The organism is Neochlamydia sp. AcF65 (genome assembly GCF_018342435.1).
Taxonomy (GTDB): Bacteria; Chlamydiota; Chlamydiia; order Chlamydiales; family Parachlamydiaceae; genus Neochlamydia.
The window spans coordinates 21,537-34,517 of the sequence record NZ_JAEMUE010000060.1 but is presented as its reverse complement, the minus strand read 5'-3'; the positions used below and the strand labels follow the sequence as shown (position 1 = coordinate 34,517).

At 38.1% G+C, this 12,981-nt stretch carries 11 protein-coding genes and 2 tRNA genes; 8 read left to right on the top strand and 5 right to left on the bottom strand.

Annotation, left to right across the window (positions count from 1 at the left end; genetic code table 11):
• On the top strand, positions 1-1,204 hold a 1,204-nt coding region (locus NEOC65_RS07315; RefSeq protein ID WP_213156149.1), incomplete at its 5' end, for a leucine-rich repeat domain-containing protein.
• A gap of 762 nt (positions 1,205-1,966) precedes the next feature.
• Here the strand turns inward: NEOC65_RS07315 and yidD are convergent.
• The 4 genes from yidD to recO all read right to left on the bottom strand — a co-directional run bounded on the left by yidD (position 1,967) and on the right by recO (position 4,034).
• On the bottom strand, positions 1,967-2,176 hold the full coding sequence (gene yidD / locus NEOC65_RS07310; RefSeq protein WP_166158489.1) for a membrane protein insertion efficiency factor YidD: 210 nt from the start codon (positions 2,174-2,176) through the stop codon (positions 1,967-1,969).
• Positions 2,173-2,967 carry an RMD1 family protein gene (locus NEOC65_RS07305; RefSeq protein ID WP_166158492.1) on the bottom strand — a complete coding sequence of 265 codons (795 nt, stop codon included), beginning with the start codon at positions 2,965-2,967 and terminating at the stop codon, positions 2,173-2,175. The genes yidD and NEOC65_RS07305 overlap by 4 nt, the downstream gene beginning before the upstream one ends.
• A 173-nt stretch (positions 2,968-3,140) precedes the next feature.
• A tRNA-Leu gene (locus NEOC65_RS07300) sits at positions 3,141-3,224 on the bottom strand.
• A 126-nt stretch (positions 3,225-3,350) separates the two neighbouring features.
• Positions 3,351-4,034: a DNA repair protein RecO gene (recO, locus tag NEOC65_RS07295; RefSeq protein WP_213156148.1), complete on the bottom strand. Its 684-nt coding sequence runs from the start codon at positions 4,032-4,034 to the stop codon at positions 3,351-3,353.
• An 87-nt stretch (positions 4,035-4,121) separates the two neighbouring features.
• Here recO and NEOC65_RS07290 point away from each other — a divergent pair.
• From NEOC65_RS07290 to NEOC65_RS07270, 5 genes are all read left to right on the top strand, one after another.
• A tRNA-Arg gene (locus tag NEOC65_RS07290) sits at positions 4,122-4,194 on the top strand.
• 14 nt (positions 4,195-4,208) lie between these two features.
• A complete protein-coding gene (rlmN, locus tag NEOC65_RS07285; protein ID WP_213156147.1) occupies positions 4,209-5,276 on the top strand; it encodes a dual-specificity RNA methyltransferase RlmN in 1,068 nt (355 codons plus the stop codon).
• 860 nt (positions 5,277-6,136) lie between these two features.
• Positions 6,137-6,775, top strand: coding sequence for a ribosome hibernation-promoting factor, HPF/YfiA family (gene hpf / locus NEOC65_RS07280; RefSeq protein WP_166158501.1), 639 nt, complete (start codon positions 6,137-6,139; stop codon positions 6,773-6,775).
• Between the two features lie 59 nt (positions 6,776-6,834).
• Positions 6,835-7,293: a type I restriction enzyme HsdR N-terminal domain-containing protein gene (locus tag NEOC65_RS07275; protein WP_213156146.1), complete on the top strand. Its 459-nt coding sequence runs from the start codon at positions 6,835-6,837 to the stop codon at positions 7,291-7,293.
• Positions 7,294-7,352: 59 nt separating this feature from the next.
• A complete protein-coding gene (locus NEOC65_RS07270) occupies positions 7,353-10,184 on the top strand; it encodes a hypothetical protein (protein WP_213156145.1) in 2,832 nt (943 codons plus the stop codon).
• Here the strand turns inward: NEOC65_RS07270 and NEOC65_RS07265 are convergent.
• Positions 10,181-11,806, bottom strand: coding sequence for a hypothetical protein (locus NEOC65_RS07265; RefSeq protein WP_249299113.1), 1,626 nt, complete (start codon positions 11,804-11,806; stop codon positions 10,181-10,183). The genes NEOC65_RS07270 and NEOC65_RS07265 overlap by 4 nt on opposite strands.
• Positions 11,807-12,267: 461 nt before the next feature.
• On the opposite strand from NEOC65_RS07265, the gene NEOC65_RS07260 reads away from it, so the two are divergent.
• Positions 12,268-12,423 (top strand): hypothetical protein, encoded by a 156-nt coding sequence (locus NEOC65_RS07260; RefSeq protein ID WP_213156144.1) that lies wholly within the window; start codon positions 12,268-12,270, stop codon positions 12,421-12,423.
• Positions 12,424-12,529: 106 nt separating this feature from the next.
• Positions 12,530-12,949: a hypothetical protein gene (locus NEOC65_RS07255; RefSeq protein WP_213152310.1), complete on the top strand. Its 420-nt coding sequence runs from the start codon at positions 12,530-12,532 to the stop codon at positions 12,947-12,949.
• Positions 12,950-12,981: the final 32 nt, after the last annotated feature.

The window sequence follows — 12,981 nt, the reverse complement described above, 5'->3', positions numbered from 1 at the left end:
TGCAGAGATTGGTCAATTGTCTCAGCTGCAATATCTTTACTTAAATCAGAACCAACTCACCGCTCTGCCTGCAGAAATCGGGCGGCTGTCTAAGCTGCAGACGTTTAAATTAAATCAAAACCAGCTCACCAGTCTGCCTGCAGAGATTGGTCAATTGTCTCAGCTGCAATATCTTTACTTAAATCAGAACCAACTCACCGCTCTGCCTGCAGAAATCGGGCAACTGTTTCAGCTGAAAGAGCTTAATTTAAGAGGAAACCAGCTCACCAGCCTGCCTGCAGAAATCGGGCGGCTGTCTAAGCTGCAATCGCTTAGCTTAAGTCAAAACCAACTCACCAGTCTGCCTGCAGAAATCGGGCAACTGTTTCAGCTAAAAGTGCTTTACTTAAGTCAAAACCAACTCACCAGCCTGCCTGCAGAAATCGGGCAGCTGTCTAAGCTGCAATCGCTTGATTTAAGCCAAAACCAGCTCACCAGTCTTCCTGCAGAAATCGGGCAGCTGTCTAAGCTACAGACGTTTAAATTAAATCAAAACCAGCTCACCAGTCTGCCTGCAGAGATCGGTCAATTGTCTCAGCTGCAATGGCTTTACTTAAATCAAAACCACCTCACCGCTTTGCCTATAGAAATTGGGCGGCTGTTTAAGCTGCAATCGCTTGATTCAAGCCAAAACCAGCTCACCAGCCTTCCTGTAGTAATCGGGCAATTGTCTCAGCTGGAAGAGCTTGACTTAAATCAAAACCAGCTCACCAGTCTGCCTGCAGAGATTGGTCAATTGTCTCAGCTGCAATATCTTTACTTAAATCAGAACCAACTCACCAGCCTGCCTGCAGAAATATGCCAGTTATCTCAGCTGCAAGGGCTTGGTTTAAGCTTCAACCAGCTCACCAATCTGCCTGCAGAAATCGGGCAACTGTTTCAGCTGCAATGGCTTTATTTAAGCCAAAACCAGCTCACCAGCCTTCCTGTAGTAATCGGGCAATTGTCTCAGCTGGAAGAGCTTGACTTAAATCAAAACCAGCTCACCGCTCTGCCTGCAGAAATCGGGCAGCTGTCTAAGCTGCAATCGCTTAGCTTAAGCCAAAACCAGCTCATCAGCCTTCCTATAGAAATTGGGCGGCTGTCTCAGCTTACCAAGCTTGATTTAGCGGAAAATTTTTTGAAAGATATTGCAGAAAAAATAAGGGAGCGTTTTCCATTGTAGAATGGCCGTAAGTACTTTTTAAAGGGGGGAGCTAAAATGAAATAAAAAACTTTTAGCCATCTTATCTTTAAACAAGTAATCGATTTTTCCTTCTAACAACTAAGTAAGCTTAAACTAACCTACATATTATAAAGACAAGAAGTTTTTGTCTTTTTCTGCAAGGTGTTATGGCTGGGATAACAACGTTTCTTGATAGGAAGAAGCTAGGCGTTAATTACGTAAGCACAAGCTAAGAAATTAGCGCTTAGCATAAAAAGTTAAGGATCGAAAAGCAGGGGAAAATTTACAGATAGAAAGAGCTAAATATTATCACTCTAATTTAAGAACATAGGGGAATGATAAAAGGCCCATTGAGTGCAAAGTTTATGAGAAAAACTAGGAAGTAAAATAATTTATAATTAAGGGCGGCTTGCTTTTGTTTTAGCCGCTTAAGGTGTATTTTGAATCAGTTCTAAACAATAAAAAATTCACAAAAAGGCTAGGAAGAAATTTTGGATTCTTAGCTCCTTCGCTGGATAAGTGTAGGTTACTTAGTTTAAAATTTTCATGATCTGGTTTTCTTCTTTTCTAGCAAATTCATGCATATTTACAACTATTTTGCAGAATGGTTGGAGAGATTTTTTTGCTTTTTTAACGCTAGGAGCCTGTAGGGATTAAAAGAAGTTAGACTAATAAAAAGAGCTTTAAAGAATTAACCAGGCATAAATAAGATGTAGGGCTATAGATTTTGCTTTATTAAATTGGCAGAAGAGTAAATGCCTTTTAAGGCACTTCATCTCTTCCTCCTAGGTGGCGAGGATTGCAGCGGCAAATACGTTTGATAGCTAGCCATGTTCCTCGGCATACTCCATGCTTTTCAATAGCTTGTAAGGTATAGTTAGAGCAAGAAGGTGTAAAGCGGCAGCTGGACCCTAGGAGAGGGCTGATGGTCCATTGGTAGAGACGAATAATTAGAATAAATAAAAACTTCATAAAATTCTAAATACGTCTTTTAATAGATTGAGCACCACTTCAATAATGATAAGCCAGATAATTGTCCATTCAAGGCGACTAGAATGTTGGTGGTTAAGCTCAGAGCCTAGCATTTGAAAAAGCTCATGGACTACATCTAAACGCTGATTAAGCACTTCCACGCGGCTTTCGATATCTAAATAATTCGCGACCATCGTATACAAGGGCTCAAGCTCGGGATATTCCCAAAAAAATTCTGGCGTATCTAGTACATCTGCATGTAAATTGATAGAGTTGCGCGCAATAAATAGCTCCCCCATCTTTTTGCGGATAGCTTTTTTAGAATAAGAAATTTTTCCTTTGCTAGCTAAATCTTCAGGAATATGTTTAGATTGATTAAAGGTTGCTTGAATAGCGTTTTCAAACGTTCCTAACTTAACAGATTGAGCCAATCCATGCGAAATAGCAAGCTTGGTAAGCATTTCTTGATTGGGTAAAATAATTTCATCTTCTAAAATTCTAGGTGCTTCCCCATAAAGGTAAGTGAACTCATCGGTTTCAATATCATCAGAATGCTTTTCTTCGTAGGGTTGTACAAGCTTAAGCATTTCGCCTTCTATTTCCTTGGGTAAACCCCAACAAACCACAGCTCCATAGGAAAAGAAGAAAACATCGCCGGATGGAAGATTGGGAAGAGGAATAGAACAGTGGACAGCATCGCGATAAGAGGCCGAAGGAAAACGTTGGCGAAGAATTTCGTAAAAAAGCTTTATTTTATAAGAAGCAGCAGTGCAATAGGCACGACAATCCATGAAAGAATCGAGAGTTGATTAAAAAAGCTAACAATAGAGGATTAAACCATAAATGTCTAGTTTTTGAATAAATCTTCCAGATAAAATAGAGGATAAAAAAAGAGCTTATTTAGAAATAGGATAACTGAAAAACTTGCTATTAGATCGGAGAAAGGGAGGGCCAAAAGCTTGATTGCGAAAGAGGGGACTTGAACCCCTACGAGATTTCTCTCACTACCACCTCAAAGTAGCGCGTATACCAATTCCGCCACTTTCGCTTAAAATTGAAGAAGACAAAATATAACAAACTCACCTTTATACGGGCAAGAATAAAATTGAAATTCTAAAAAGGAAAAGCATGTGCGTGGGAAGTAATAGAAAAAAGCAGGCAAGTAGGAAACAATTCAATGCTGCACAAGCATTTTAAATAGCTGATGAGCTTTATAGGGCAAATGCTCAGGGATGCAAATAGTATTAAGCTGGCTAAAAGAAGAACAGGCAGCCAGTTGCATCCAAGCTAAAGTTTCATCTTCGTTAAAAAGCAAGGCACCTGCAGGCGTATGCATGGCACAGAAATGTTCTCCTTGCCAAATGTAAAGAGATTGAAGGGGTTTTTGACAAACAGAGCATTGCAAATGGGTATTGGCTACCCCTTCATTTTTAAGAATTTTTAGTATAAAGCTTAGCTCTAAAGCGGATAGATTGGTTGTAAAAGGAATTTTTTCTAGATAGGTGATCAATTGCTTATAAAGTTTAGGGGCGGGCTTATGCAAGGGCTGAGAATCTATAACGGTGTTAATCATCCGTCCAGCACTTTCTAATAAGTTGTAATCTCCCCGTAACTTTAAATAATAGTTATAGGTAATAAGTTCTCTACATTTCCAAATCTCTCCTTTTGTTTCGCTATAGATAAATTCACCTTGCATAAGAGGAGAAATTTTAACCCGTGGAGAAGTTTTCGAGGGTTTTTTTATTTTGAAGATCCATTTGACTATTCCCTTATCAGGAGTAAAAACAGTCATGATCTGGTCATATTCGCGAAAATCAATGACTTTAAGGATCAAACCTTGCGTATGAGAAATTTGCATGCAACGGCCAATTTTAGGTTTAAAAAAAGAAGCTTCTACGCTAGAATGCTATTTTCGTGATTCTTTCTATAATCTTGCAAGCTAAATGCACCGATAGCTCAATGGATAGAGTACCCGGCTTCGAACCGGGTGGTTAGAGGTTCGAGCCCTCTTCGGTGCACATTTTTCCAAGGTATGAATTCAAAAGTTAATCTTTTAAGCTATACTCATCACTCTTTTTGCAATTTTATCGCAGCAGAATTAGGCAAAGGTTATCTACATGCCGGTCTAATCTATGAAGAATTTTATCGCACAGGCACAGTCTCTGGCCATCATCCAGCTTTTCATAATGCCTCCAGGCTTTTAGGAGAAATCCTATTAAGAGTCGACCTTTCTTTGCCTTTAGTGCCTGTAGAAAAAGATGACGGAAAAACGAAAAAATTTCTTCTTAAAACCCTGGATAACCTTGAGGTTGAGGCGGTGTTAATTCCTATGCAGGCGGGAGGAACACTGTGTATCTCTTCGCAGGTGGGCTGTCGCAGGGGCTGTACATTTTGTGAGACTGGCCGGATGGGATTACTGCGTAATTTAAAAGTAGAAGAGATTATCGGCCAAGTTTTTGTAGTTCGCCATCTGCTAGGATATCCTATACGTAATATCGTCTTTATGGGAATGGGAGAGCCTTTTGATAATTATGAAAACGTTAGGCAAGCTACCCATATATTAATGGATCCTAAAGGCTTAGGATTTGGACGTAATCATTTGACTATCTCCACTAGCGGGGTGATCGAAGGGATCCATAAGTTCACTCATAGTCCCGGGCCTAAGCCTCATCTGGCCGTATCGATCAATGCTCCTACGGATGCAATTCGCCAACGTTTAATGCCTATCAACCGTAAGCATGATATGCAACAACTTTATCAAGCGATGCGTGAATACAATGAAGTCACAGGATTAAAAATTCTTACCGCTTATGTACTCATTAAGGATGTAAACGATTCTTTAGAACATGCAGAACGTTTAGCAGATTACCTTAAAGGCCTTCATGTTAAAATTAACCTTATCCCTTATAATCCCCAAACAGGTGATCGTTTTGCCCGGCCTGCTGAGGAGGCTGTTATAGCTTTTCGTCAGCATTTGCGCTTACAAGGCTATCAAACTCTCCTTAGAGTAACAAAGGGTAAGGACATTATGGCAGCCTGCGGACAGCTAGGGAATATAAAGCTGCGTGCCCAATTGAAAAAAAATTTGGAAGCAGTATAAAACTTCTAATCGGTAAAGCTGTTAGATAAATGATATCTTTTACCTCATTAGCTCCGCCTGACTTCCTCTGTCCTTAAAGGTTAGAGATCCTCTGAAAATTTTTTTTATTTGGCCTTCCTCTCGTTTTTTTAATAGCCTGAAGTTATTTGAGTTGATTGGAGAGCTCGATGAATTTGTGGGGGTGATTTTTCGAGGAGAGAAAAAGAAACTTTAAATTTCCTACAAGAAAAAAGCTTATGAAATAGGAAATAATAGCCTGTAAATAAGCTTGGTGAGGGCATCTTTCTAGCAAGGGAATTACCCTTAAAAGCTAAACCTTTCCTTAAAGGCAGGTTTCCATTAAGTATGAGCTTGCTTAAAGAGCTGTTCAAAAAGGTGTTTTATTTGTGGAATAGGGCTTAAAAAAAAGCGTTAGCGATTGATAGGCTTTTTTTGGCGTACAGCAAGCCTATATTCGCAGCTAGGGCTTTAAACACGGCGAAGGCGGTAGGTAAAAGATAAAAAGCTTTTTCAACGATGTTTGTTAGGCCAAGGAAAAATCTCTTTAAAAACTCTTGGGTTTTAGGGAGCCTAAAATTTGGCTATTTTCGCTGTTTTAATAGAACATTTTTCATAAAGTTTAAAAGCCTTCAGCCTTGAAGGTAAAAACTTTGGTAAAGGCCTATCTAGGACCTTAAGGTCTAGCTATAAATTCACACCGGAGAGGCTAAGGGCCTAGAGAAATAGAAGTTGTCTCTTCTGGTGCAGCTATTTTCAAAAGATATGCTTTGTTCTCTTTACCCATTACTAGATTTTTTTGTATAATAGGAGCTAATAGGAACTTAAATTTCCTATCTCAAATCCATAAAATCGAGGTTTCTATGAGCCGCAAATCTAAAGCTGCTGAATTTGTTGATGAAGAGTATAGCTTAACTATTAATGGACGAAATGTACAAGTGACCGAGGCCATGGAAGGCTATATCAAAGACAAGCTTTCTAAAATTGAAAAATACGATATACCTATTATAGATATAACGATAACAATGGATATTCAAAGGTTTGAGCATCATGTCAACCTTCTCGTTAAGCTGAACCATATACTCATTAAAAGTTCAGCGGTCACTGATGATATGTATGCCTCTATTGATAAAGCCGTGGATAAAATTCAAACGCAACTTAAAAAATATAAGCAAAAAATCAAAGATCATCATGCTAAGCCTCTTGAAATGGTGGATATGGCTGTTAATGTTTTACGCCCTTTAAAGGAAGTCGAAGCAGCAGAAATTAACGAAGAGATTGAAGCTGAAAATGCATCCCAGAGGGATAAAGAATATCGTCCTCATCATATCGTTAAGCAAGAAAAAAAGCCTCTTAAATATTTAACTTTAGATGAAGCTATCATGAAAATGGAGCTATCGGGAGAGGTTTTTCTGCTTTTTCGTAATGAAGTGGATCGTAAGTTAAATGTTATTTATCGCCGTGAAGATGGAGATTATGATCTTCTCATGCCTGAAGGGTAATTAAATAATGCTTCAAAAGTTCATAACCTCAAGCTTATGGATTTTTGGAGCTTCTTATTATGGAGAAAGAAGAAAAGCAAAAAATTTATTGTGCCATTCGTAAAAACTGGTTAATAGCTACCCCTGAAGAGCTTGTTCGCCAGCAGGCAATCCAGCTTTTAATCCAGCATTTAGGATTTCCTAGTTCCTGTATTGCAGTAGAGAAAGAGTTGCAGTCTTTACCTCATATGAAAATATCTACCTCTCTTTTACCCGAAAGACGAGCGGATATTATTTGTTATCTCCCTAAAGAAAACAGCCTACATCCTTTGTTGCTCATTGAATGTAAGGCAGTTCCCCTCACTTCTAAAGAGATCCTTCAAGTCATAGGTTATAACCGCTTTATCAAAGCTTCTTTTATAGCGTTAATTAATCAAACTGAGCACAAGCTAGGTTGGTTTGATCCCGAGTTATCTGATTATCAATTTGTTAATTATTTACCTTTTTATTCTGATTTAGTTAATTCTTTAATTAATTGATTAATATTTTAATTTAAAATTATAATATTAATAGATGTTAGTTAGTTAAGGAGTTAACTATGGCAATAGACAAAACTCAATTTTCTGATGCGACTGATCATGCTAATAAAAATGTTTTCGATTCTTATTTTCATTTAAAAAATGTTTCAAAAAAAGAAGGAGGACATCGATTTAAAAAATTGGAAAGCCAAGAAAGTGGCTATTCATGGGAAGTAAGCCATGTAAATATGAAAGAACTGCTTAAAAACACTGCTAAAATAATTTCTTATTTTACTGTTATTATTCCTCTAATAATGCTCATAGGCAAAGCGATTCATGATTACCGCCATCATTATAAAATCATTAAAGAACTTCCCTCCGATAAAATAAAGAACGTATCTAGCAAAATCTTGAACAAAGCCGCAGGGGATAAAGATGAAAAGGAAATCATGGCTTCCCCAGCAGTAAGCAAGCTATCCAAGAGTAGTCGAGATATAAAAATTAAAGAGAAATATGAAAAAGATTCTTCAGCAACAGAGGCGGCTTTAATTTTAAATATCATTAAAGGTCTTAAAGAAAAGCTGCAAGCTGAAGAGCCTGCCCTTATCGATGCGCAGATAGAGGAGCATGGCATAAAAATCCAGAAAGGAGAGCTAGAGGGAATTAAATTTGAGATTAATTCCTATGAAAATTATGGAATTACTGTATGGAAAATAATCAGAGAGGGGCAAGCCTATGAGGTTAATGAATATGCTCCTCAGGCTTACCATGGGCCTAAGACTGAAGGGTTTATAGAAAGGCAACGGCTGTTAATAGATGCGGCTAAATGGCATGTGAAAAATTTAGCAGTAGGAGATAGTCTAGAGGGCCAGAAAGCCCAAGGGAAGATGTTAGAAACGCTTGACTACCTTCAAAAAAAATTTATGCAGGAAATACGTTCGGAGAAATTTCAGATAGATCCCCAATATATTCAGCATCCTGATAAGAAAGTTGGCGAAGATCATTATATGCAGGTGCATGGGATTGCCCAAGAGCTGCTCGCTCAGCTAGCCAAAGATATACAATTTACCCTTAATCAGCTCAATCAAGTAGCGGAATTAAAGATAGAGGAGTTTACCATTGACAAGTTAGCTCAAGCAGAAAAAGACTTTATTGTGGCAGTAGGAAGGCCTACCATTATCAACACCTACTTCCTAGGTGATTCAAATCAACAATTTTTTAATATGCAAAAGCCTTCTTCCATCGTTGATGCGAAAGGTGAACGTATGGCAAGAGCGATGCTGCCAAGCACGATTAGAGATCGTGAAGGTTTAGCTAACTATGTGACTACTTCTTTTGGAGAAATTCATGGCAGGGAGGGAGAGTATTTTTTAGAAACACTTTTTGAAGCTATTCGCCATTCTAGCTATCCGCCAATCGCCATTAAAGATACTTTGCAAAGGCAAGCTATCGGTTGCCGAAATTGCAAACAAAATTTAATTGATTTAGCCGCTTTAAGAATTAAGGCTGATCCTTCTTTAGTTACTACTCGTGATCAGCCTCTTGTCCTTCCTCTACGCACGATGATGCTATTATCTCCTAAAAAGATAGATAAGATCCGTAATCGTAAAAAGGGGATTGCAGGAAAATGGTCGGGAGAAAGTGAAACCACTCAACTAGAAGAATCCGCTTTAGCTTTAAAAATATACAATCAACGGCTTCTTAAAGTTAGAATAGAAGGAAAAGATATTTGGATTAAGCCTGATATTTCTTTTATGAACTTAGGGGCTAATGAATTGGCTGTAAACTCAACCTCTATGGGAAAGCATTTAAAAGATGCTGAATCTTTAGCTTCTTACAATGCTAAAGGCTTTATAGAGTTTGAACAAGAAGTGTTTGATTTCATCCAGAAACAATCTGTTCTTCCCCCTTCTGCTGTGGCAACTTTAAAAGAAATTGAATCGATGAAAAGGGCGTCTTCCTTACGTCAAGCAAAACGGGACATGCAGGCGCTTCAAAATGAAAAAGCCAGAAGTATTATTTCTCTTTATGCTTCATTGGATAAATTGATGGAAGAATATCTTTCCCATCCCCAAAAAACTGACCTTAAACAGGAAATTATTCGCTTAAAAGGCAAAATTGAACAGCATGAGAAAGAGGTTTACAATCACTATAAAGATTATTTAAGACTTAAAGCTGAAGTTTATATACAAAAGAGCTCGGAAATAAAAGAGCTTTTTAAACAGCTTAGATCCGAGTTAAAAAGAGAACTTGATCAGCTACCTTCCGATTTGACAAAAGTACAACAACTTCATCATATCAACGATTTAACCCTTAAATTTGAGCTAGCTATCGACATATTTTACCACCAAAAAAATAAAGAAGCAAATGCAGTACTTGATTTCCAAGTTAATTACTTAGAAATTCATGCGATGATGTCTAATTGTGTAGAGTTTTTTTGCAAGAGTGCAGAAGACCGTACCGGAAGGGTAGATGATAAAATCCAAGAAAATAAAGCTTTTCAGGCTATTTTTGGGCGAGTTCCTTTCGGATCAGATGATCAAGAGTATATTGATAAGTTCATTTCACCTCTTATTCATCAGTATTCAGTAAGCCAAAACAACACAGAAAAAAATTCGGGCGCTCGCGGCGAGCAGATCAGCCCTCTACTCAATCCCCATTTACATGCCAAAATTGATAAAAAACATGCTTATTTAGCTAAAAATGTAATTAGTAAGGCTAGAAATAAAAAACCTTCTCCGCACATAAGAAAAAAATTGTCCCGATTAGAGAAAAAGAATACAAGAAATCCTGCCAGGCAGGGAGAGCAAATGAATTCCCTACTCCATGCTCATACCTCTACTAAGGTGAATAAAAGGCATGCTTACCTAAGTAAGAAGGTGATTAGCAGAGCTAGAAAAACTTTTTATTAAAATCCATGGTCTCCACCTACTACTCCCGAAGAAGCTTCTGTAAAGTAGTAGGTGCTTATGTAGGGATTTGGGCTCACAGCTGTAAACCAGCCGATAGTATTTTCTAAGAACTGGCAGAGCTCTTTATCTTCCTTAGCATAAAGGATTCGAAAGCCGTGGGGGGGCAAAATTACTGTACGCTTGAGCCTCTCAGTATCTTTTTCGCGAAAGAAGGTTAAGTCTATTTCGGCAGAACGGGTGTATTCTATATGAGAAGATGAGTTGAGGAGCCACACAGTAGATTTTTCCCTATCTGCAAGAATAGGGGCCCAGCGGAATGAAGTTGGTTTGTTCTCCAGGGCAGGATTAAAAGGTTGGAGGTTTGTACAGATATTACAAGGCATCTGCTGACCTTCTACTCCTAAATCTAACCCTAGCTTAATACGAGCAGGAATACGAGTCCCATCTTCTGTGCGTGCGATTAAGCGCGCTGCAAGATTTTGTTCAGTATCCAGAGCTAATTTTTTGCAAATATCTTTGAAGGATAAGGATTGATAACCGCTTTGTTGGGAATGCAAAGCTAAGCATTGTCCTTTTTTTCCTAAAAGTTTTCCTTCCTGATTGTAGATTTCAAGATCAATAATTAAGGTATTAGGGGGGTAGATAGGATAAAAATATACTGTTGTAAATAAATTTTTTTGTAAAGTCAAAGGGATCATGAGAGTGGCGGGAAACCACTGCGGCTCTGCAGGGCGCCAGTAATCGTGTTCCGCCATAGACTTAGAGCAATCATAATAGGTATGAGTAATTGTCATAGCGGGCAAAGAGTGTTGCAGGTTTCCTACTAGCAGGCGAGGGAATATCCAATTAACTTCACATGTAATTTTAGCAGTCCCAGGTTGGCCATTTAAAAATTTTTGAAGTTCGATCTCTCTACCTGGATAGATAAGACAGGTCTGGTAAGCTTGTAAGGTCGGATAAGTAATTTCGTGGGTAAGCTTTTCATTTTTGCTATTATAAAACTCCATAAGAAGGGGAGCCTGGTGAAGAGCTTGAGGACCGTTAATGATACTAATAAAGGGCTCATGATCTTCATCTACATAAATATTAAAGCCTGCTTCAGGAACATGGGAGTGAGAATTGTTATACATATCCTCAAAATTATTGTAGATGCGCTGAGCCGAATGAACGACAGTACTAAACGCAGGACCATAGTAATTGATAGCAACGGCGGGATAGGGAAAAACTAAATGACGCGTAGAAAAAAATTCTATCTCTAGACTACCAATGAAAGGATGATCGAGGGGCAGACCTGCGGCTATAAGCTGATCGATAAGTTCGATACGGTAGGTTTTAGCTTCTCGAATAGGCAAAGAGGTTCGATAAAGCAGCTTTCCTTCGCCAGAACGAAGGGAAAGCTGCGCAGCAATCTCCTGCACATGGCTTTTTAACATCCAATATCCCATAAACAGCAATCTTGTTGAGATGCCGGGTAAAGAGATTACAGGAAAGATGGCAGAGGAACGATAAATGCAGGTGGGAAAATTTTTTAAGGCAGAGTGTGGACTTGCATTGGCAAGATGTGCATAATAGCTACGCATAAAATTTACCTGGGTGAGTTTATTATGCTTTATAGCGATCATAAGATAATATTGGAATACTCTTCTAAAATTTTTTTCTTGCTGGCTATTTTTTTTATCTCTATATATTTCGATACTAAGTAAATTTTTAAATTTATAACTTTGAAAAAATATAAAAATGGTACTATTTTAAATAAATCAAGGTTTTAGATGATGTCTAGCTATGCTGGGAAAAATTAAAGCATGGGGATTAGAGATGGGCAAAGATCCAGCCCTTATCCATCCCGTTTTACAAATCAAAAATATGGGTAAGCTCCCATTTATACCGAGGATCAATCGGAACGACAATTTTGGTCATTAAAAGGACGCATTAAATGTGTAGTCATGTCCTATACATTTTATATTCCTCGTTTTTAAGGTAGAAGCCGTAGCTGCTACACGAGCTACAAAGAATTTTTTCAAAGCATATAGGGGCTTCTGATACCGCTGCCCGTAGGAGAATCAAAAGTAAAGTGCGGCAAAATATGCCTTATTTGGTAGGGTCGCATCCTCTCTTATACACGGTTTGTATCACTCGTTTAGCAGTAGGGATCCTTCATCCTGGCTGGAGTATAGGGACTAAAGAAGAAATGCCAGAGTTAGAAAATCCTTACGATTCTTCAAAAAGCAAGTTTGAATAAATTTAAGCTCTTAAAGATGAGAGCTTAAGTTAAAATGCTTTAAAATAATTTTTAATAGTGATAGGTTGAGTTTGGAACTTAAAACAACTTAATTTTGATGGCTATTATGAAAACAATTTCCTTTCTTGAGCAGATTCTTAATCAGGTTACCTCTTTATATCAGCATATATTATCTAACCAGCATAAAGAGATTGATTCACGCCCTGAAATCAAAGAAGCCATTCAGCGCTTATCTAGGCAGATTCAGGAAATTTCTCATATGACTGACATTGAGACCTCGCGTATGGGAATCTCTCAAGAAGAGCTAAGAAAAACCATTTTAGAATCAAAAAATCACCTTCCGCCCGATCTTCAAAACTTTCTAGAGAAAACTCAGTATCTTAAGAGCCAACTTGAAGGCTGTAGAAATGTACTTAAAGCGGCGACAGAAAAGCAAAAAGAAGAAAGAAAAAATAAGCAACTGGGCGACAAAAGGAAAGAAAAGTTCAATCATGTAGGGGGCAAAAAAGGCTGGATTCCTCTGTAACATTCTTAATCAACACACTATATAAATGAAAG

Excerpts from the sequence above, each read along its gene's own strand:
- yidD (WP_166158489.1), bottom strand. The coding sequence starts at position 2,176 with ATGAAGTTTTTATTTATTCTAATTATTCGTCTCTACCAATGGACCATC.
- NEOC65_RS07305 (WP_166158492.1), bottom strand. The coding sequence starts at position 2,967 with ATGGATTGTCGTGCCTATTGCACTGCTGCTTCTTATAAAATAAAGCTT.
- recO (WP_213156148.1), bottom strand. The coding sequence starts at position 4,034 with ATGCAAATTTCTCATACGCAAGGTTTGATCCTTAAAGTCATTGATTTT.
- rlmN (WP_213156147.1), top strand. The coding sequence starts at position 4,209 with ATGAATTCAAAAGTTAATCTTTTAAGCTATACTCATCACTCTTTTTGC.
- hpf (WP_166158501.1), top strand. The coding sequence starts at position 6,137 with ATGAGCCGCAAATCTAAAGCTGCTGAATTTGTTGATGAAGAGTATAGC.
- NEOC65_RS07275 (WP_213156146.1), top strand. The coding sequence starts at position 6,835 with ATGGAGAAAGAAGAAAAGCAAAAAATTTATTGTGCCATTCGTAAAAAC.
- NEOC65_RS07270 (WP_213156145.1), top strand. The coding sequence starts at position 7,353 with ATGGCAATAGACAAAACTCAATTTTCTGATGCGACTGATCATGCTAAT.
- NEOC65_RS07265 (WP_249299113.1), bottom strand. The coding sequence starts at position 11,806 with ATGATCGCTATAAAGCATAATAAACTCACCCAGGTAAATTTTATGCGT.
- NEOC65_RS07260 (WP_213156144.1), top strand. The coding sequence starts at position 12,268 with ATGCCTTATTTGGTAGGGTCGCATCCTCTCTTATACACGGTTTGTATC.
- NEOC65_RS07255 (WP_213152310.1), top strand. The coding sequence starts at position 12,530 with ATGAAAACAATTTCCTTTCTTGAGCAGATTCTTAATCAGGTTACCTCT.